This is a genomic window from Streptosporangium sp. NPDC049644, assembly GCF_040675205.1.
Lineage (GTDB): Bacteria > Actinomycetota > Actinomycetes > Streptosporangiales > Streptosporangiaceae > Streptosporangium > Streptosporangium fukuiense.
Genome location: NZ_JBFAOJ010000010.1, coordinates 14,549 through 34,439 on the forward strand (window position 1 = coordinate 14,549; position 19,891 = coordinate 34,439).

Here is a 19,891-nt window from a genome sequence, read left to right on the forward strand (position 1 = left end):
GGAGGCAACGTTTCGGGATCTCATTGTGGGACTCCGGCTGGCGCCACCCACCCGAGTGGCGTTCTAATAAGGGCCATGAGCACCCCTGGCATCGACTGGCCCCGCCTCGTCGAATGGATCGCGGCCAACGTCCCCGGCGCCGGCGAGCCCACCGGGGTCTCCCTGATCGCCGGTGGCAGGTCCAACCTGACGTACATCGTCGAGACCTCCGAGCGCCGCCTGGTGCTGCGCCGGCCGCCGCTGGGCCATGTGCTGCCGACCGCCCATGACATGAGGCGCGAGTGGCGGGTGATCTCGGCGCTCGCGCCGACCTCGGTCCCGGTGCCGGAGCCGGTCGCCTTCTGTGCCGACCAGGACGTGATCGGGGCGCCGTTCTACCTCATGGCGCATGTGGACGGCGCGGCGGTGCGGAGCCAGGAGGACACCCGGGATCTCACCCCCGAGCAGACCCGGAGGCTGTCGGAGCGGCTGGCCGAGGTGCTCGCCGAGATCCACGCGATCGACTACGAGAAGGCGGGCCTGGGGGACTTCGGGCGCCCCGAGGGATACATGGCCCGCCAGCTGGAGCGCTGGGGACAGCAGTGGGAGCGCTCGAAGACCGGCGAGTTGCCCGCCTACGACCGCCTGGCGGCCCTGCTGCGTGAGCGGCTGCCCGCCCGCTCGGCCTCGACGCTGGTCCACGGTGACTACCGGCTCGACAACACGCTCGTGCGCGTCTCCCCGGACCCCGACATCCTCGCCGTCGTCGACTGGGAGATGTCCACGCTCGGTGATCCCCTGGCGGACCTCGGTCTCACCCTCACCTACTGGCAGGACCCCGGCGACACCGAGCGCGCCTCGATCCCGGTCGCGGCGGGTGTCACCGTGGCCCCCGGCTTCCTCACCGCCCGCGAGTTCGCCGCGCACTACGCCAAGGCCTCCGGCGCCGACCTGTCCGACCTGGACTTCTACCTGGCCTTCGGCAACTACAAGCTCGCCGTCATCGTGGAGGGCATCCACGCCAGGTTCAAGCAGGGCAAGACCGTCGGTGAGGGCTTCGAGCACATCGGCGCCGCCGTCCCCACCCTGGTCGACCGGGCGCTGCGGGTCCTGGAGGGCTGAACCCGCGGTCGCGCTCCCCGACCGCTTCCGGACCCGCGGTGCGGGTGTCGCACGGCCAGGTGAACCATGGGCGTGACGGGAACTACTTCTGGGTTTCAACCGTCATGCAAGTCGCCATGGATACGCTGGCGACGCGACCGGTAACGCTTGTCTGTGAACCAGCTCGGCTCACCGTCACGTCCGTTGTCGCTGTGGAACGCTACATTCGTTGACCTGCGAGGATTGAGGAATCGGTGATACCGACTAACGGACGGCACCAGCGACGGCGCCCGGCCTGGCCGGTCGCACTGGGAGCGATGGCGGTAACGGTGGTGCTGGTGGTCGGCATCATCGCCTTCGCTGTCAAACCGGATATTCCCCGCGGACAGCGCATGACAATTCCTCCCACCCAGGCGGCACCGACGTTGGAGGAACCACCCGCGGTCCAGAGCTGGCCACGCTGGGGCATCACCCACACCGAGTTCAGCGCCGACAACGAGAGCGGCGCGGTCACCGAGTCCGCCTCCCACATGCTCAGCCGGGTCCCGATGCTGCAGAACCAGCACATCATGGGCTGGGGCGCGGGCAACCCCGAGCCCGCACCCGGCAAGAACGACTTCCGTGACCTCGACCGTCGGGTCAAGTTCATGTCCAGGTCCCAGGCCATCCCGATCATCACGCTCTGCTGCGCGCCCGACTGGATGAAGGGCGGCACCTCCGGCCGGACCGACTGGACGCAGCTGGAGACGGCGCCCCGGCGCGAGCACTTCGACGACTACGCCAAGCTCGCCGCGACGGTCGCCAGGCGCTACCCCACGGTCAAGCACTACATGGTCTGGAACGAGTTGAAGGGTTTCTGGAACAACGCCCAGAACCGCTGGGACATCGAGGGCTACACCGAGCTCTACAACAAGGTCTACGACGCGCTGAAGGCCGTGGACAAGGACATCAAGGTCGGCGGGCCGTACGTGTCGGTCGGCAGCACCACCGCTCCCGAGCAGGGGGCGGAGATCCAGGGACCGTGGGGCAGCGTCATCCAGCGTGACCTGGAGGCGGTCGAGTACTGGATCGAGAAGAAGAAGGGCGCCGACTTCATCGTCGTCGACGGGGCCTCGGTCACCAGGGAGGCCGGTGCCTACCCCGACGAGTTCACCGCCCTGGGCAAGTTCGGAGCCCTCACCACCTGGCTGCGGCAGAAGAGCGGCAACCTGCCGGTCTGGTGGGCCGAGTGGTACGTCGAGCCGGACAGCAGGGAGTGGAGCGAGGAACGTCGCATCGCGGTGCAGACCGCCGCGATGATGGAGTTCGCCACCAGCGGCGTCACCACCTCGCTCTACTGGAGCCCCCAGCGCAAGTCCACCGGCGACGACCAGATCTGCCTGGGCTGCCTGTGGCACCCGAGCACCGGTGCGGAGATGCCGATGGCGGGCATCCTGAGCGGCTTCACCAAGTGGTTCCCCCTCGGGACCGAACTGGAGACGGTCACCTCCTCCAACGAGAAGGTGCGGGTCCTCGCCCAGGAGCGTCAGCTCGTGATGGTCAACACCACCGACGCGGCCGCGAACACCACCGTGGACGGCAAGCAGTTCGAGTTGAAGCCGTACGAGGTCAGGTGGAGCGAGCGCACCGGCGAGGGGTGAGCGCGGCGGGGCGGACGGGCTAGGCGCGCTCGGGGCGGGCCGGGGAGCGGGAGGGCCTGCGCCAGTTGGTGAACCAGCGCAGCAGCCACTCCACCGGCCCGTACCGGTGGCGGCTCAGCCACCATCGGCTCCACACGGCCTGGACCGTGAAGATGGCGATGCCGATCGACACCACGGAGAACGGGCTGAGCTGGTCGACCAGGCTCATCCCGTAGCCGGTGAAGATCAGTGAGCTGATCAGCGATTGCCCCAGGTAGTTCGTCAGCGCCACCCTGCCGGGAGGCACGAGCGCCCCGGCCAGGCGAGGTGCCGCGGGGAGCAGGCGCAGCAGGGTGGCGGCGTAGGCCGCGGCCAGCAACGGCGCGGTGACCAGGTTCACCGACTGACCGACCATGTGGTACGCGTGCCCGCCGCCCGACCAGGTCGCGTGCGTGTAGACCACGGCCCCGGCGAGGCCGACGGTGAACCCCGCCCACTGCAACCGCCGCAGCGTCGCCGTGTGTCCGGACAGATCTCCCAGCAGGCGCATCTTGCCCAGTGCCAGCCCGACCAGGCAGGCGGCGAGCACCGTGGGCCCCTGGAAGAAGACCCGCAGCACGAAGATCCTGGCCAGTTTGTGCAGGTGCTCATTGATGATCATGGAAGCGGAGCCGTGCAGGGCGCGGTCGGACATGGCGGCCTGCGCGGCGTTCTCGGAGACGGCCCTTGAGGCGTCGGTGCCCAGTGTCGCCAGTAAGGCCAGCAGCAGCATCCCCACCGCCAGCGCCACGGTCAGCGCGACCGCGGAGATCATCGCGGTGCGCGGGGTGATCCGCCGCACCGCCAGCAGGACCAGCCCCACCACCGCGTAGGTGGCCAGGATGTCACCGGGGAACAGCAGGATGCCGTGGGCGAGGCCGAGCAGGAACAGCCCTCCCAGGCGGCGCAGGAACCTGGGGACGAACGCCGTCGCGGAGGCGTGGGCCGAGTCGAGCTGGAGGGTGAAGCTATAGCCGAACAGGAAGGCGAACAGCAGATAGAACTTGTTCTCGAAGAACAGCGAGACGACCCAGCGCACCTCCCAGTCGAGCGGCGCGGAGAACGACGGCGTCGCCAGCCCCGCCATCCGGTATCCGGAGGCGAGGTAGGTGATGTTGACCACCACGATGCCCAGCAGCGCGAAACCACGCAACGCGTCGACCGCCGCGATCCGCCGTCCCGAGGTCTGGGTGGAGCTCCCCGCCCGGCCACGGGGTTCCCCTGTGAACATCCAACCGTCCTTCGACCAGGCTCTGAGACAGGCGTCTCCTGGCAAACGGTGCTCAGTATGGCGCGAGGAGGCCGTCGGCCAGGAGACTTTGTCCTTTATTGAAGTTGGTAGCCGATGACGACGAAGCGCTCCGCGATCACCGCGAGGGCCAGCACGAAGGCGGGCACCGCGATGAACAGGATGCGCCTCCTCGCCTTGCTCCTCCGCTCACCGCCACGCAGCAGGAACACCTGGTAGGTGAAGAGCGCGATCCACGTGACACCCAGTGCCACCAGGCCGACGGGTGTCCACGGCGAGGTCGGGTCGCTGCCACCGATCGGCACCCCGCGCTCGGGGATCTCGGTGCCCTCGGGGAAGGACTTCAGCGTGTAGACGGCCGCGTCCTCGCCGTTGAACACCCGCTTGAGATCCTTGTGGGCGTCCAGCGCGGCACGGAACCGGGGGGCCCAGTCAGCGGGGTAACCGTGGTTGAGCTGCAGGTACCCGGCCTGCGCGCGGGTCGCCACCAGGTAGGTGTTGGGGGGCGACGCGCGAAGCTTGGTGAGCGTGCCGGAGAGGTCGGCCGGATCCTCCGAGACCTCTACCTGCTCGTAGGAGATCTTGTCGAAGTCCCGTTCGCCCCACGGGATGATGGGGGTGACCTCGGGGCCGAGTGTCGGGCTCAGATAGAGGACGCGGGCACTGGGCTCGTCGTGGTCGTAGATGTAGTGCATCGCCGCGACCTCGCTCGCCGAGACCCGCTCGAACTGCTCGTTGCCGTACCGGGCGACCAGGAAGACCATCGCCAGCGCCATGGCGCACCCGGCGGCCAGCAGCAGCGAGATCCGGCGGGTCAGCTCGGGGTTGAACCGGATGTTGCGTCTGCGGATCGGCACCGTCTCCTCCGGCGCGTCCTCCGTGCCGGCGGGCAGGTTCGGGAAGAAGGCGTAGGCGGCCAGGATGCAGGCGCCGGGCAGGGCGAACAGGTAGATCCGCAGGCCGATCTCGCCGCCGTAGTTCTGCAGCCCGAGCGCCAGCACCGGGATGCAGAGCAGGAGCAGGGCCGCGCGGTCGCCGACGCCGCGCCGTACCCGGCGCAGCAGGCCGATGGCGGCCAGTGCCAGGATGACGCCGCAGATGCCGAGGCGGGCCATCAGGACGAGCGCGTGCCTGGGGTCGCTGCCGTCGATCCGGTCGCCGGTGTTGCTCTGCAGGTTCTGCAGGATCCGGCCCAGACCGCCGAAGAGCTGGTCGATGTGCCCGCTCCAGAAGGTGACGGTCTGGTAGCTGATCCACGACAGCACGATCAGGCCCAGGAAGAACGGCAGCGCCCAGCTGAGCGAGGTGCGCCGGAGCAGGATCAGGCCGCTCAGCGCGCCGAGCATCATGAACGGGGTGATCTGGTGCGAGGCGGTCGCGGTGCCGAACAGGCCGATCAGCACGATCAGCATGATCACCCGGTCGTAGACGCCGGTCGAGTGGGGAAGTTCGCCGGGGGTCAGCCCGTCCAGCCGGGCCAGCAGCCGCCGGACGCGTCCCTTGGCCGGCATCGGCTTGTCGCGGGGCTCGACCTTGCCGAACCAGCGCAGCACGATCGCCACGAAGGCCAGGTAGATCGCGTACGTGAAGCCCTGGGAGGAGAAGTAGTCCTGGCCGATCCACTGGACGATGACGAACAGCAGCGCGGCGAACCAGCGGGCCCGGGTGGTGGCGACCACCTGGCGCAGGATCAGCACGAACGGCAGCAGGTACAGCAGGTTCGACAACAGCGGCGTCCACCGCATGATCGTCGACAGGTCGGTGACGCCGGCGGCCTTGGTGACGAACGCCACCAGCGCGAAGAACCCCGGCCAGGCGAGACGGGCGTCGAGGATCGCGGACGACTCGCCGGTGCGGTTGATGTACTCCACGAAGCCGGCGTGCACGTAGGCGGTGGGGAACCTGGCCTCGTCCGAGATCAGGGCCGACGCCCCGTGCAGGGCGAAGGTGATCGCCGCGATCTGGAAGAGCAGCAGGAACTTGCGGTCGGTGTTCTGCGCGATCGTGACGAAGAACGCGACGAGCATCAGCAGGATCGCGGCGAACGCGGTCACGGGCATGGCCGAGATCAGGCCCAGGGCGTCGATCTTGGTCACGTCGACGCCCCGCAGCGGGCCCGGCGCCACGCGCAGGGCCAGCACGTACATGATCAGGCCCTCGATCGTGAGCAACGGTGGCAGCCACATCGCGGCCGACCGCATCACCGTCGTCGTCCGTGACGGCCTGGCAGCGGCCGGAGCCGCCTTCTCCGGGCTCCGCGGCGCGCTCCGCGGCTCCCGATCGGCTGGAGCTCCCATGGCCTCCGAAGCGGTCTCAGAGGTCCCTGGAAGCGGGCTGGAGGTCGCGGCGGCTCTTTCCCGCGGTCTCCGCTCCGGTGTTCCGTCTTCCGCGGCCACCGGTCCCGTGCGTTCCGGCTCCGTGCGTTCCGGCTCCGCGGGCTTCGGCGTCGCGGATTCCGGCGCAGGGGATTCCGGCGTCGGGCGGAGCGGTGCCGAGGGCAGACGCATCTCCGTCGTGGTGTCGATCTCGCCGTCGGAGGCGTCCCCGGCCTCGGGAGCGTCCGCCGCGGGCGGTGAGATCGGGCGTGCGGGGAGCCGCATGACGGCGGTGACCTCCGAGTCGTCGTCGTCGGAGATCACCTCCGGTGGCGCACCCGGAGTGTCCGGCGCGTCGTCGGCCTCGTCCGATGCCCTGTCGCCGCCGTCATGGCTGTCGACCGGTGCGTCGGGATCGGGAACCCCGCCGTCGGGCGCCTCGTCCGGAACCTCGGGAGCCTCGGAGGGCGCCGTGCCGGTGGGCCCGCTGTCGGACCCGGCCCGCGTTCCGTCCGAAGGCGCGGGGTGGGTGGGATCGGTCCCCTCGACCTCGGCGGTCTCCGCCGCCGGCGCCGTCGTCACGTCATTACCTGCCCGTTGCCTCACGTCTAACATCATGGCGGCTACGCGGACCGGGGTGCGACGAGCGAACGGGAAGATACGTCATGTTCGGCTGTTTTGCGTAGACCGTTGAAGAGCAATATCGCGACCGAACCCCCGTCCGGCGGCACCTGTCCGGCCGCCCCGCCCCCCACGCGGAAGGCACCGGAGCGGACCGGGTATCCCGGGAGGGCGCCGGCCCGCGGACCGCTGCCCTCCCGGAGCGGACCGGCCGCTCACACCTGGCCGCGCACCCGTCGCAGGCCGTATCTCGTGCGCCTGACGACGGCGTAGCCCTTCGTCAGCATCCGTTCTCTCATGTAGATCAGCGGGACCTGGTTTCCCTCGACGGCCCGGCTGAACATTCTCATCGACGTGCCCTCGGCGACGGTCAGGCGCGGTAGCGCGAGCACGTCGTGCCGGTCGGCGGCGATGGCGTTGTTCACCGCGCAGGCGGCCCAGTAGCCGGCCCGCCTGACCTCGCGTCGCACCCGCACGCTGGAGTAGCCGTACGGGTAGGCCATCGTCGAGACCAGGGAGCCGATCTTGTCTTCGAGCAGGGCCTTGTTGCGCCGCAGCTCCTGGCGGAGCTCGTCGTCCGGAAGCTGGTCGAGCTGGGGATGGCTGTGGCTGTGCCCGCCGATCTCGATGCCGCACGAGGCGGCCTCGCGCGCCTGGCTCCAGGACAGCATCGTGTCCAGCGGCCTGCCCGCCGCGTCCTTGCCCGCGTCGCTGACCCACCCGCTGGTCAGGAAGACGGTCGCGGGGAAGTCGTAGCGCTCGAGCAGGGGCAGCGCCTCGCTGTGGAAGTCGGCGTACCCGTCGTCGAAGGTCACCACCACCGGCCGCTCCGGGATGGAGCGGCCGTTGTTCTTGTGCAGCGAGGCGACCAGGTCGGCCACCGTCAGCGGCGTGAACCGGTTCTCCTTCAGGTAGGCCAGTTGCTCGGCGAAGGCAGAGGGTCGTACCGCCAGCGGCTTCGTCTCGGCGTTGGGCCGGTCGGAGACCGAGTGGTACATCAGGATCGGTACGCGGATCATGAACGCACCCGCTTCAGTCGAAGGGAACCGATGACGTAACCCCAGGTGGTCCAGGCGAGGCCGACGACGATCGCGCCGGCCCTGCCGAGACCGGACGGATCACCCCGCAACGCCTCGCCGATCCCGCGCAACGCGCCCAGCGGCAGCGCCTTCATCGCGTGCGCCCGCTCGCTCGACAGCCCGTCGCCCGCCCCCACGCTCTGGGTGACCAGTGCCTTGGACAGGCCCTCCGCGTAACACCGCGAGCGGAAGTAGGCGAAGGTGGCGCGCACGGCCGGCACCTTGTGGCCGATCACCGCGGCGGGTTCGAACAGCATCCCCGAGCCGGGCTTCCGTTGCGAGAGCCGGATGCAGAACTCGGTCTCCTCGCAGCCCAGCGGGCGTGGCTTGCGTCCCTGCACGCTGCGGCCGATGCCGGTGTGGAACCCGCCGACCTCCTGTACGGCCTCCCTGCGGAAGGCCGCGTTGCCGCCCATGACGTTGCGGATCCGCGCCCGCTGCGTGGGCATGCCGCGATAGCTGCAGCCCACGGTCCAGTCGAACTCGTAGGGATACCATCCGGGCCGGTGCCCGGTGCCCCACAGCGGCCTGGTCAGCCCGCCCACCCCCACGATGGTCGGGTCCTGGAAGCCCTCCTCCAGTGCTTCCAGCCAGCCAGGTTCCGCGACGGCGTCGTCGTCCAGGTATGCCACGATGTCGCCGGAGGCGGTCGCCGCGCCGGTGTTCTTGCCACCGGACAGCCCTTTCTCCTGAGCGTTCTCCACCACGATCGCGCCGGGGTACTCCTTCTTCAGCTTCAGATGGAGGTCCGGGTTGTAGTCGACGACCAGGATGATCTCGTGCGGCCGGCGGCTCTGGTTCTCGACCGACTCGATGGCTGCTCGGATGTCCTCCCAGCGCTCCTCGGTGTAGACGCAGATGACGACACTGCTTCTCATGGCTACGCGGCGCCCTGGTCCGCCGCGCGGGTGGAGGTGGCCGGCTCGTGCACCACGGGAGCCGGGTTGCTCCGCCACTCGCGGATGATGGTCTTCAGCACCCGGATGCCGTCGCGGACGGCGTGCAGGTTGCTCTCGCCGTGAATGCGGCAGCGCTCGTGGCTGGGCACCTCGTGAACCTTGAGCCCGGCCTTGGCGGCGCGGACGTTCATCAGGGTCTCGATCTCGAAGCCGTCGCAGTCGAGGTTGAGCACGTCCAGGTGGCGGGCCCAGAAGGCGTTGTAGCCGTAGCACAGGTCGCTGTAGCTGGTGCCGTACATCCTGTTGACCAGTGCGGTCAGCGACTTGTTGCCGAACTTGCGGATGAACGTCAGGTCGTCGCTGCCGCCGCCGGACGCGTAGCGCGACCCCTTGACGAAGTCGGCCCCGGTGACCAGCGCGCCCACGAACTGGATGATCTCGCGGCCGTCCGTGGACCCGTCGGCGTCGATCATCACGATGATGTCGCCGGTGCAGGCGGCGAATCCGGCCGAGAGGGCGTTGCCCTTGCCCTTGCCGGTCTGGTGGACCACGCGGACGTTGGGGCGCAGCTTCCTGGCCACGGCGACGGTGTCGTCCACCGAGTTGCCGTCCACCAGGACGATCTCGTCGATCCACTGCGGCAGCGTCGCGAAGACGTGCGGAAGGTTCTCCGCCTCGTTCATGGCCGGTACGACGACGCTGACGGTCGGGGAGATCGCCACATTGGGGGTGATGGGGGTGAACCGCTCGATGGGCGGCACCGCCCTCAGGGGGGGCTTGTTGTTGTAGTGCTTTGCGACTTCGGGACTCATGATGACGGATGTCCTTCCGGGCGGTCTGTCGTCAGGGGCGACTGGCGGACGGACCCGAGGCCATAGGCGATCGGAGGGATCGGGGGAAATGGCAAATGCGATGAGGGTTGCATGCGAGGGTCCTGGCGAATGGGGTGCGATGACGGGAGCGGTCTAACCCACTCCCCATGGTTCCTTGACGGCCGGGGGGCTGGATTGGTTCTGCGCGGGGGAGCGCATACGGCCGAACCCCTTCAGCACCCGGTCGGCAAGTCTGTACAAATGCGGGCGATCCGTAACGATCGTTCGTGCTTTGTTGACCGGAGTACGGCCGATCCAGTGGACGGCGGCCGCGGGAGAGGGACGCGAGACGCGGCCTTCCGCGACGAAGAGGTCACCGCTCTTCAGCCAGCTCTTGTACTCGCGCCCGCCCTTGCCCATGTCGACCTGCCGCAGTCCCGAGCCGGCGGCGTGCTCGGCCATGTGCAGGTGGTGCATGATGCCGGGGGAGTAGCGTGCGAACTCGGTGTCGTAGGCGGGGAACCAGCCCACCAGGGTCGTCGCGGTACGGAGACCGAAGTGCCCGGCGACGGGCCTGTCTCCGGCGTAGACCATGGTCAGGACACCCGCGAAACTCTCGGACTTCTCGGCGTGCATCTCGTCGAGCAACTGGACGATCCACGGCTGGGCGAAGCGGTCGACGCGGCCCGTCCTGCGGTACTGGTCGGACTTCCAGTTGGTGAGCGTGCGGAGCGTGCCGAGGTCGGACGAGTCCCACTCGAAGCGGATCTCGCCCTGCTCGCGGCCGAGCTTGCGCTCCTTGTAGCGGACGGTCTTGAGGTTCTTCGGCGAGTTCGCCTTCACCTGCTCGATGTAGGTCTCGAAGCCCACGCTGAGGTCCATCACCGGCGCCGGCCGCACGTCGGTCTCGTACGCCGCGAACGTCGGCTGGCCGGGGACCAGGTGGTCGAAGTCGAAGACCGAGAGCCTGCAGGCGCGCAGCAGGGTACGGACGTCCAGGTCGAGCCCGGGGACCGAGATCAGTCCGTGGCAGGTGGTCAGGAAGCCGCCGAGCGGCTTGCCGATCCCGAAACTGTGCCGTTCGTAGGGGAAGAATCCCACGATCTTGCCGTCGTCCTGGATGACCGCGACGCGGACGTAGTCGCGCAGGCGCCCCATGGCGAGCGCGAACTCCACGGAGAGGAAGGGGTTGTCCAGCGACGGGTCGGCTACCTGTAACTCCCGCCATCGCGAGATCTCGGACTCCCCGAGGTCTCCCGGGCGAACGATGACGATGTTCACCTTGACCTGACCCCCTGTTCGGTCTGCAAGCTCCCGCTCCCCCGATACAACACGCGTAGTACGTATATGAAACCGCCGAGCACCGCGATCGTCGCGACTCCGGCACGAGGCGACCATGCGTCAAAAGTGAGCATGGCAGCGGCCAAGAGGACGTTCACAACCAGGCTTGCCGCTGCCCCCACTGATAGTGCCGCAAGAGGGTCACGATCACGCAACAGTCCTACCACTGCGAAGCCTGGAACCGCCAACAGGAACAGAGGGGTGAGAACCAGGCGTAACGGGGTGTCGATGTCCACCAAGGCGATCACGGCCCCCGCGACACATGCGAAGGTGAGCGCCCATTTGAGCACTCTGCGGTTGATCGACATCTCCGAAACTCCCGGTTGGTAATGACGTGACTGATCGCGCCTTCATGTGATCAATCACTCAGCATGGACGTCAATGCCGACGCTCGGCACCAGTCCATGGTTTACCGGATTCCTGAGAGAAGTCTCGGTGTTAGGTAAAACGAGATGCGGGGATCAGCCTGCCTCCCCCTCGGAACTCGCTCCGGCGGAGGGGGCCGGGGTCGGGTCGGGGGCCGGATCCGGGGGAGGCGCGGTGGCGTCCGCCTCCGGGTTCTCCCAGGAGATCGCGCATCCGGTGTTGCCCCCGGCGGACCTGAACGCGACCCGTCCCGCGCCGCTCTCCGAGGGGTCCTTGGCCGTGACCCAGATCATGGCCCTCGCACCCGCCTTCAGCCGTCCCCGGGCGGGATGCACGTCGAGCCCGCCGGAGGTGGTCGCCGACCAGGAGAGCGCGGCGTTGCGGGCCGCGAGCTGAATCTGCCCGGCGCCCTCTCCGATGTCCGACGGGCACGAGACGGTCAGCCGCCCGGCCGCGGGAGGCGGGGTGGTGGCACGGGCCGGTCCCGCCGAGGACCTGCGGGTCGGCGCCGGCCGCGTCGCGGTGGGGGCGGCTGTCCCGGTCGTTCGGGTCCTTCGCGGAGTGGGGGTCGGCGCGCTCTCCGGGTCCGCCGTCTCCGGGTCCGCCGTCTCTGGGTCCGCCGTCTCCGGGTCCTCCGGCAGGTCGGGTGTCGGCTCCGGGCCGGGCTCCAGCGTGATCAGCGCGTGTTCCGTACCCGGTGCGGCCTGGGCGTTCCCCGACGTCCCGCCGGCCAGGTCCTGCCCGCCCACCGCGACCACCGCCCCGGTGGCCGCCAGCGCGCACGCCGCCGCCAGCAGCAGCACGGGCCCCCTGCGCCTCCGCTGCCTCCGCCGCTGCGCCGGCAGCACCTCCGTACGCCGCCCCTCGCCATCCGGCGGCGCCGCCGCCGCGCGCCGGGACCGGGTGCCGGCGGCGTTCCCCGTGGGGGAGGCCGTCTGTCCGGTCCCACGGCTCCCCTTGCCGCGCGTCCGCCCGCCGGCCGACTCCTTCCTCCCCGACCGCCGGCGGCCCGGTGACCGTTGCCCCTCCGCGGGGAAACCGGTCCTGTCGAAGTGGTCGCCCCGGGCGACGACGGAGGCGCGCTCCTCGCTCAGGTCCGGGTTCAGGCAGGTCTCGATCACCCGGCGGCGCAACGAGAGCGGCGGGTAGGCCGGTGGCACCAGGTCCAGCAGCCGCCCGGCCGAGACATGCCGGTCCCTGCGTTCCACGCATACCTCGCAGCGGCCGATGTGGGCCGACAGCCGCCTGCGCAGGATCGTGGTGAGGGGGCCCTCCCACGAGTCGACCATCGCCGACAGGTCGGGGCAGTGCGCCCGGCCGACCTTGGCGAGCACCACGGCGGCCGCCGCGTTCTCCAGGTGGTCGCGGGCCCGGCAGAGCCTCGCCGCCACCTGCCTGGAGGACAGTCCGAGCACCGCGCCGACCTCGCCGCCGCCGAGATCGTGACGGAGCGAGAGCTCCAGCACCTCGCGTTCCTGCCCGCCCAGCTCCGCCATCGCCTCGTGGACCAGGGCGGCCAACTCCCGTTCACCCGGGTCGTCATGGACGTCGGGAGGTGCTGCCGTCCCCCGTGGGCCGCCGCGCTCCGCGCCCGCGCACCGGACCCGTACGAGGGCGTACAGCCACGCGCGCAGACGGCCGGGGTCGCGCAGGCGGTCCACCTGGCCCTGGGCCGTGACCAGGGCGTCGTGGACGGCGCCCGTGGCGCTCTCGCGGTCGCCCAGCAGCGAGTAGGCATAGTCGTGGAGACGCTCGGCATAGGAGTCGTAGAGGCTCGCGGGCGCCGTCGCGTCGGCGCGCCGCAGCGTCTCAACGAGTTGTTGGTCGTCGGTTCGGCCGACGGTCGGCCATCCGGGCACGGACATTCCTCCCCGCGGGACGGGCTCGTTCACGGGCTTCGTCGCTCGCCCGTTCCAGGCCCCACACGCGTAGGACGTCACCTCCCCGCAACCGGTTGACCAGATGGGTCAATATCATGCCGACCTGGTATGACCTGGGGAAATTGGTACGTCTGGTGCCAATGTGACACCAGCCGTACGCGATGCAGGATCAGCAGTTGGGAGCGCAGAGCCGGCGCTTCATGCCCTCCAGGAAGAACTTCCTGACCTCCAGGACGTCCTTGGCGATGTACGCGTCCCCGCCGGTCGCTTTGGCCAGGGCGTCCATCTGCCGCTTGCCCTTGGGGGCGTCGGGGCCGAACGCGATGATCAGAACGCTGACCGGCTTCTCCGGGTTGAACTGCTCCTTCAGCCGCTTCAGGATCTGCTGGTTGCTGATCCCCCCGTCCGGGTCGTCGTTGCCCGCCCCGTCGGTGAGGATCAGCACCGTGTTGATCTTGTCGCTCTGATATTCGTCGGTCATCTGCTGGTAGGCGGCGGCCAGGGTGTCGTTGAGCCCGGTGTCGCCGGTCGCCTTGGCCTGGGCCCCGATCAGTTTCTGGTTGATCACGTCCCTGCGCAGCACGCCGTTCATGTCCTCGGTGAGCGGGCCGACCGGGACCGTCTCACGGTAGTCGACCCCCTGGCCGTCGAGGTGCGTGGAGAACTCCCACAGCCCCATCTCGCTCTTGGCCGGGAAAAGCTTCATGCCCTCGACGGCGATCCTGCTGATCGCCTGCATCCGGGTCAGGCCGGTGCCCGGCACCGGCAGGGCCATGGTCCCCGAGACGTCCAGCAGGGTGACGAGCCTGGTGCCGAGCTTGATCCGGGACCAGGTCTGCGACATTCTCGCGACGGTCTTGCCGTCGGGCGTCTCGATCGCCTGCGGCGCCTTGGCCTGGAAGCCCGCGGAGCCGGAGATCGCCTTTCCACCCTTGCCGTCCGGGGTGCGGAAGCCCTGATCCTGCAGGGTCTTCCTGGAGGACTCGCTGTCGAGCTCCTTCTGGAACGCCTCGGCGGCCTTGCGCACGGCGGCGTCCTTCGCGGTGATCACCACCGGGTAGTCGAGGTTGATGGTCCCCTCGGCCGGATAGAGCGGCACGGCGGGAACCTCGGGCTTCTTGACCTTGTTGAACGCCCAGACACCCTGCTCCGAGGCGATGCCCAGCGGAGCCTTGCTGCCCTTGACACCGAGGCTGGACAGCAGCGCGTCCTGGTCGCGGACCGTGGAGGTCGATCCCGACAGGTTCTTGAGCGCGCCGACCAGCTGCTCCTCGCCCGCGCCCGAGGCGGTGGCCACCCCGGCGGCGGCCAGCAGCGCGCCGAGTCCGGCGGCGTTGAGCGAGGGGTCCAGCACCAGCACGCGCACCTTGCGGCCGGGACCGTCGACATTGGCCACGTTGGCGGCGTTGATCATGCCGCCCCAGCTGGCCTCGCCGAAGCTCTTCTTCAGGTTCGGCACCACCGAGCCGGAGGCCACCATGACGATGGGGGAGTGCGCGACGGACGCGCCCGCCTCCGGCACATCCTGGTTCCTCGCCCGCAGGTTCGCCACCCACAGTCCCGAGTCCGGGATCCACAGATCCATCGCGGCGGCCTTGCCGCCGACCCCGCCCAGGGAGGAGGCCACGGTCGCCGAGGCGCCCTTGGTCACCGCGACGGTGGTACACCTGCCCTCGACCTCGTGGGCCGCCTTGTTGAAGCGCTCGGCGATCTGGGACAGGGCGGGCTGGATGTCCGGCGAGGCGGTGATCCGCAGCGGCAGCGCGTCACCCGCGCACCCGCGGTCACGGTTGATGACCACGAACGCGGCCACACCGAGCAGCACCGCGAGGGCGACGGAACCGGCCAGCGGGACCAGCACCTTGCCGCGTCCCCCACGCCTCCGCCTGGGCTTCGCCTCCTTGTAGGAGGGGTAGCCGTCCTCGAGTTCATCCGTACGGTGACGTCCCACGGTTCCCTCTTCGATGTCGATGTCAGGAAGCTAGCGGGTCACCCTATCGGGAGGTTGTCCGCAATATTCACGGAACTGTACTTGGAACGGTTACTGTGGCAAAACACTCCTTTTGGTGCTGTTATTACCATATGTGTTTGCGGTGACACCCTGCGTCCTGGTGGATCGATCGGTGATCGCCGGTGCCGGGAGTGCCCGTCCGCCGGAGGCGCGCGGTCGGTGCGCGCGGTCGGTGCGCGCGGTCGGTGCGCGCGGTCGACGCGCGCGGTCAGTGCCGGCAGGAGTGCCCGTGCCACGCCCTGAACCCCTCCCGCACCGCCACCGCCGCCAGCAGCACCGCCATGGCGGGATCCACCCACCACCACCCGGCGGTGTTCAGTGCCAGTCCGGCCAGCACCCCCGTGGCGAGCAGCGCGCACATCAGGTTCTGTGTCCCCTCGCCGGCGGTCGCCGCCGAGCGCAGCCGGATGGCCAGCCGCCGCTTGGCCACCCCCAGGAACGGCATGCCGATCGCGCTGGTCGCCGTCACAGCGATTCCGAGCAGGCTCGGCAGGGGCCGGTGCCCCGCGTCCAGGTCGTGTGCCACATGCAGCACCAGATAGGGGGCCAGCAGCCAGAAGCTGACCGCCACCGCCTTGCGCGCCCGCTCCTCGGCGTGCGCGGAACCGGTCCTCGAACCGGTGAACCGCCAGACCACGATCAGGCTGGCCGCCGCCTCCACCAGGGCCGACGTGCCCCAGCCGATGAGGGCGACGGAGTGCGCTCCCAGCCCCGCGGCGATGCCGAGCACGCTCTCCGCGCCCAGCCAGAGGAGGGTGACCACGGAGAGCAGGCGGGCCCTGCGGGCGTCACGCAGCCACTCGACGCTGGGCGCCAGCACAGTTTGGTCGGTCACGACGACCTCCGAATCCCCGATCGACGGCGTTCGGTAATCTAGTCGTCACAGAGTGTTCGCGTGCGGGGAAGTGGAAGGCTCCCCGCCGCGCCGGCTACTCCGCTCCGGAGGAGGCCTCTCGCCTCCCTCGGCCAGGCCCCGGCCGCACGGCGGCGTGCCCGCGCGCTGTGTTCGTGTCACAGGATGGATCTGCCCCAGTGGATCGTCGAAGGGAAACCCGTGCCGTTCACGCCCAGTCATGTGGCCGCCGTGCTGCCGCTGGTCTCCTCGGAGCGGATGCGCCGCCTGCTTGATCCCTGGGCACTCGCTCTGGGGGCCATGGTGCCCGATCTGCCGATCTTCTTCCCGTTCCTGCCCGACTACATGATCTGGCACTCCTACAAGGGCGTCCTCACGATCGACCCGTTCGCCGTGGCCGTGCTGCTGGCGGTCTTCCACCTGGTGCTCCGCGACCCGCTGACCGCGCTTCTGCCCCCCGGCCTCGCCGGGCGCGCCGCGGCCCTGACTCCCGGCATGTACGGGGTGCGACGGCTGCCCGCCGTGATCGCCGGAGGCGCGGTGGGCGCCCTCACCCACAAGCTCTGGGACTCCTTCACCCATTCCTACAGCTCCGCGATGTGGGGCTGGAGCTGGCTGGACACCCGGGTGGCGGACGTGATTCCGCTGTTCCGCCTGCTGCAGTACACCTCCACGGTGGTCGGCCTGGCGGTCGTGCTCTGGTGGGCCTGGCGCGGGCTGTCCGGGATGGAGCCCAGGCCGGTCCCCGAGCGGTTGATCATCTCCGCCCGCGGGCGGATGGCCGTGTTCCTGGCCACCGCCCTGTCCGTCCTGCTGGGTGCGATCGCCTGGCCGATCGCCTTCCCGCCACGCGGCATGGCGGAACTCGTGACGAGGCTGGGCGCGGGAGTGGTCGTCGGCTGCTCCGCCATGCTCCTGGTCCACGCGCTGATATGGCAGCTCAGGCGGGTCGTGGCAGTATTCGAGGGTGCCTGAAGCCATCGACCCCCACCTGGCCGGCCCCTTGGCCGACTACGCCGATCTGCGCGACGTCGAGCTGCGCAAGAGCCTGGAGGCCGAGCACGGCCTCTTCATAGCCGAGGGGGAGAAGGTCATCCGCCGCGCCGTCGCGGCGGGCTACCCCGTGCGCTCCGTGCTGCTCACCCCCCGCTGGGCCGAGCCGCTCGCCGACCTCCTCGACACCCTCGAAGGCCGGGTCCACATCGTGGACGACGCCGTCGTGGAGGGCCTCACCGGCTTCCAGGTCCACCGGGGCGCCCTCGCCGCGATGGAACGTCTCCCACTGCCCTCCGTCGAGGAGATCCTGTCCGGCAGGGCCTCCTTTCCGGAGAGAGCGGCTCCGGAGCCGGGCATCCGGCCCCGGCGTGTCCTGGTCCTGGAGGACCTCGTCGACCACGGCAACGTCGGCGCCATCTTCCGCTGCGCCGCCGCGCTGGGAGTCGAGGCGGTCGTCCTCTCGCCGCGCTGCGCCGACCCGCTGTACAGAAGATCGGTGAAGGTCTCCATGGGCGCGGTCTTCGCGATCCCGTACGCGCGGATGACCGACTGGTACGTGGGTCTGGCCGAGCTGCGCGAAGCGGGCTTCCAGACGCTGGCCCTCACCCCCGACCAGTCCGCCACGCCTCTGGACAGGGTCGCCATGGCCGACCGGGTGGCGCTGCTGCTCGGCTCGGAAGGGGACGGGCTCTCCTCCCGCTGGTTGCGTGAGGCCGACGAGCCGGTCTGCATCCCGATGAGCCCGACGGCCATGGGGCTCGGCGTCGACTCCCTCAACGTGGTCGCCGCCGCCGCCATCGCCTGCCACGGCCTGATGCGCGCGGGCTGAGCTCTACCGGCCCGGCTCCACGGTACATCCGCTCCTTTCCGGCCGGAGGTCGCCTGCGCGGCGGTCGTGGCTCAGTTTCCCGCCCCGGGAGCCGGCCACGATGAGGGCAGCGCCGTAGGAACGGGCGGCGGGGTGGCATAGGTCTCCTGGGTGACCGAGGAGACCTCCTGGATGATGACGCTGTTGCTGGTGTTGCTCACCTTGAAGGAGTCGTCGATGAAGGAGCCCCCCTTGCAGTTCATGATGAGGAACCCGGGATCGGAGAAGGTGAACGCGTAACGGAGTGCCAGGGACGTCCAGTCCTCGTCCGTGTAACCGGTCGAGAAGGAGCCACCCGGATCGGCGTGGGGCTGGGCGGCGAGGACGGTGCACTCGGCGAAGTAGGCCTTTCGGGTCTGGGTGACATTGGCCGCGAACGTCAGTTGGGCGTCGATCACATACGATCCCGCCTCCATCGGGATCCAGAGCACGTTTGTCTCGCGAAAGTTTTTGAGCTCCGGTCCACTGGTGATGTTCAGGTATCTCGTCCGCCCGCCGAGCGCGGGGCCTGGGGCGCCCTGGGGGCCGGCCGGTCCCTGCCGGTTCCAGGTGAGCGGCTGCTCCCCCGCCAGGCACGAGCCCGAGGGCAGGGGGCTGGGCGTGGCCGAGCCCACCGTCTCCGGGTCCGAGGCGCTCTGCACGGGGATCCTGACGGAGCCCCTGGCGTTGACGCAGGCGGTGATCGTCGTGTCGTCGCCGGCCGCGTTGGCGATCGCCATCCCCGAACCGCCGACGAGCAACCCGGCCAGCACGCCGACCGCCAGTGTGCTCTTCTTCCCGCTCATGGTTCTCCCGTTCAGGCGACACCACGTCGCCGCTGGCAGGAACCTTGCAAGACAGGCTTGGTGTTCTCTTGGAAACGACCACATCCGACGGGCCGGGTCCCTCGCCGACCTCCTCGACACCCTCGAAGTTCCACCGCGATGGCCGCGGGCGTGGACTCGCTCAACGTGGTGGCCGCCGCGATCGCGTGCCACGGGTTGACGCGCGGTGCCTTCGCGCGAGAGGAGCGAAGGTGGTGGCAGCCGCCCCGCACCGCTGATCTCGGCGTGCGAGGCGGTCCCGGGTCAGAGCCAGGGGTCATCCTCGTCGGGTTCACGGTGAGGAGTCGCGGGCTCGATCTCCTCAGCGGCGGGAGGCCGGACCTCCGACGTCATCTCCAGGGTGACGGCGGTGGTGGCGGCCAGGGTCGTGATGAAGACGGTCCACAGGAAGGGCGGCCAACCGGGAAAGGCGTGGCTGTTTCGCATGAGCTGAACGGACCACGCGGCTATCTCCGAGATAACGCCGAGAACGATCGCGCCCCCGAGAACAAAGGTAAGGAATCGCGTCGCGTCCAGCAGGTCCATCTCGTCTGTGATCAGTCCTCCGGCCATACGGATGACCTGGTGACCGGTGAAAAGGAAGGCCATGAGGCAACCGGCCGCCAGCAGCAGGCCGAGAACCGCTGTCGTCCAGGGGCTCAGGGCGGCCTTGACGAGCCACGGCCATGCCGTCTGAATCCACCAGGTCCACGCCGTGACGACCGCGGCGCGGGTGGATCCGCGGCTGATCGGTGCTATCAGCGCTATGCCGAATACGACGAGAAGATAAAACGTCACCTTCAGCGGGCTGTGCGGGCCGATCGCCCAGAACAGGATCAGGAGCATCACGGCCAGAAACGACAGGTCCACCCATGAGGACAGGTCCGCCTTGAGCAGGGGAGGCGGGAGATAGAGGAGCGGCAGGAGGTCCTGTTCGCCGCGGAGGTAGGTCATGAAGCCCTGCGGATTGCCCTGGTAGGTCTCCCACATGTTCCAGAGCACATTGGTGGCATAGAAAACTATGACCCATCGCGCCAGTTGTCTCCGCCGTGATGGACGG

The 19,891-nt window shown here is 69.4% G+C and carries 15 protein-coding genes; 4 read left to right on the top strand and 11 right to left on the bottom strand.

Annotated elements, in window-relative coordinates:
- The first annotated feature begins 75 nt into the window (after window positions 1-75).
- Both AB0J58_RS08075 and AB0J58_RS08080 read left to right on the top strand, forming a co-directional pair.
- Entirely contained in the window at window positions 76-1,101 is a 1,026-nt protein-coding gene (locus AB0J58_RS08075; RefSeq protein ID WP_364211838.1) for a phosphotransferase family protein, read from the top strand.
- Window positions 1,102-1,397: 296 nt separating this feature from the next.
- Entirely contained in the window at window positions 1,398-2,720 is a 1,323-nt protein-coding gene (locus AB0J58_RS08080; RefSeq protein WP_364211841.1) for a xylan 1,4-beta-xylosidase, read from the top strand.
- 19 nt (window positions 2,721-2,739) lie between these two features.
- Here the strand turns inward: AB0J58_RS08080 and AB0J58_RS08085 are convergent, their stop codons facing one another.
- From AB0J58_RS08085 to AB0J58_RS08125, 9 genes are all read right to left on the bottom strand, one after another.
- Window positions 2,740-3,969 carry a DUF418 domain-containing protein gene (locus AB0J58_RS08085; RefSeq protein ID WP_364211844.1) on the bottom strand — a complete coding sequence of 410 codons (1,230 nt, stop codon included), beginning with the start codon at window positions 3,967-3,969 and terminating at the stop codon, window positions 2,740-2,742.
- 95 nt (window positions 3,970-4,064) lie between these two features.
- Window positions 4,065-6,884, bottom strand: a complete 2,820-nt coding sequence (locus tag AB0J58_RS08090) for a hypothetical protein (RefSeq protein WP_364211847.1) — start codon at window positions 6,882-6,884, stop codon at window positions 4,065-4,067.
- 254 nt (window positions 6,885-7,138) lie between these two features.
- Window positions 7,139-7,942 (bottom strand): polysaccharide deacetylase family protein, encoded by an 804-nt coding sequence (locus AB0J58_RS08095; RefSeq protein ID WP_030911982.1) that lies wholly within the window; start codon window positions 7,940-7,942, stop codon window positions 7,139-7,141.
- On the bottom strand, window positions 7,939-8,880 hold the full coding sequence (locus AB0J58_RS08100) for a glycosyltransferase family 2 protein (protein WP_364211850.1): 942 nt from the start codon (window positions 8,878-8,880) through the stop codon (window positions 7,939-7,941). Before AB0J58_RS08100 ends, AB0J58_RS08095 begins: the two co-directional genes overlap by 4 nt.
- Before the next feature lie 2 nt (window positions 8,881-8,882).
- Window positions 8,883-9,713, bottom strand: a complete 831-nt coding sequence (locus AB0J58_RS08105) for a glycosyltransferase family 2 protein (RefSeq protein ID WP_343969768.1) — start codon at window positions 9,711-9,713, stop codon at window positions 8,883-8,885.
- Window positions 9,714-9,866: 153 nt separating this feature from the next.
- Window positions 9,867-10,994: a GNAT family N-acetyltransferase gene (locus AB0J58_RS08110; protein ID WP_364211853.1), complete on the bottom strand. Its 1,128-nt coding sequence runs from the start codon at window positions 10,992-10,994 to the stop codon at window positions 9,867-9,869.
- A 521-nt stretch (window positions 10,995-11,515) separates the two neighbouring features.
- Entirely contained in the window at window positions 11,516-13,279 is a 1,764-nt protein-coding gene (locus tag AB0J58_RS08115; protein WP_364211856.1) for a sigma factor, read from the bottom strand.
- Between the two features lie 190 nt (window positions 13,280-13,469).
- Window positions 13,470-15,251, bottom strand: a complete 1,782-nt coding sequence (locus AB0J58_RS08120) for a substrate-binding and VWA domain-containing protein (protein WP_364211859.1) — start codon at window positions 15,249-15,251, stop codon at window positions 13,470-13,472.
- A 268-nt stretch (window positions 15,252-15,519) separates the two neighbouring features.
- The gene (locus AB0J58_RS08125; protein ID WP_364211862.1) at window positions 15,520-16,146 is read right to left on the bottom strand and encodes a hypothetical protein; all 627 of its coding nucleotides are present in this window, start codon (window positions 16,144-16,146) and stop codon (window positions 15,520-15,522) included.
- Between the two features lie 183 nt (window positions 16,147-16,329).
- On the opposite strand from AB0J58_RS08125, the gene AB0J58_RS08130 reads away from it, so the two are divergent.
- Window positions 16,330-17,139 (top strand): DUF4184 family protein, encoded by an 810-nt coding sequence (locus AB0J58_RS08130; protein ID WP_364211865.1) that lies wholly within the window; start codon window positions 16,330-16,332, stop codon window positions 17,137-17,139.
- Entirely contained in the window at window positions 17,132-17,989 is an 858-nt protein-coding gene (locus AB0J58_RS08135) for an RNA methyltransferase (RefSeq protein ID WP_364211868.1), read from the top strand. The genes AB0J58_RS08130 and AB0J58_RS08135 overlap by 8 nt, the downstream gene beginning before the upstream one ends.
- A 71-nt stretch (window positions 17,990-18,060) precedes the next feature.
- Here the strand turns inward: AB0J58_RS08135 and AB0J58_RS08140 are convergent, their stop codons facing one another.
- Both AB0J58_RS08140 and AB0J58_RS08145 read right to left on the bottom strand, forming a co-directional pair.
- Window positions 18,061-18,813 (bottom strand): hypothetical protein, encoded by a 753-nt coding sequence (locus AB0J58_RS08140; protein ID WP_364211871.1) that lies wholly within the window; start codon window positions 18,811-18,813, stop codon window positions 18,061-18,063.
- A 282-nt stretch (window positions 18,814-19,095) separates the two neighbouring features.
- Window positions 19,096-19,833 (bottom strand): hypothetical protein, encoded by a 738-nt coding sequence (locus AB0J58_RS08145; protein WP_364211874.1) that lies wholly within the window; start codon window positions 19,831-19,833, stop codon window positions 19,096-19,098.
- Between the last annotated feature and the right edge of the window lie 58 nt (window positions 19,834-19,891).

What these genes read in the sequence shown, in the direction of transcription:
- AB0J58_RS08075 (WP_364211838.1), top strand. Translation starts at nt 76, where the DNA reads ATGAGCACCCCTGGCATCGACTGGCCCCGCCTCGTCGAATGGATCGCG.
- AB0J58_RS08080 (WP_364211841.1), top strand. Translation starts at nt 1,398, where the DNA reads ATGGCGGTAACGGTGGTGCTGGTGGTCGGCATCATCGCCTTCGCTGTC.
- AB0J58_RS08085 (WP_364211844.1), bottom strand. Translation starts at nt 3,969, where the DNA reads ATGTTCACAGGGGAACCCCGTGGCCGGGCGGGGAGCTCCACCCAGACC.
- AB0J58_RS08095 (WP_030911982.1), bottom strand. Translation starts at nt 7,942, where the DNA reads ATGATCCGCGTACCGATCCTGATGTACCACTCGGTCTCCGACCGGCCC.
- AB0J58_RS08100 (WP_364211850.1), bottom strand. Translation starts at nt 8,880, where the DNA reads ATGAGAAGCAGTGTCGTCATCTGCGTCTACACCGAGGAGCGCTGGGAG.
- AB0J58_RS08105 (WP_343969768.1), bottom strand. Translation starts at nt 9,713, where the DNA reads ATGAGTCCCGAAGTCGCAAAGCACTACAACAACAAGCCCCCCCTGAGG.
- AB0J58_RS08130 (WP_364211865.1), top strand. Translation starts at nt 16,330, where the DNA reads ATGGATCTGCCCCAGTGGATCGTCGAAGGGAAACCCGTGCCGTTCACG.
- AB0J58_RS08140 (WP_364211871.1), bottom strand. Translation starts at nt 18,813, where the DNA reads ATGAGCGGGAAGAAGAGCACACTGGCGGTCGGCGTGCTGGCCGGGTTG.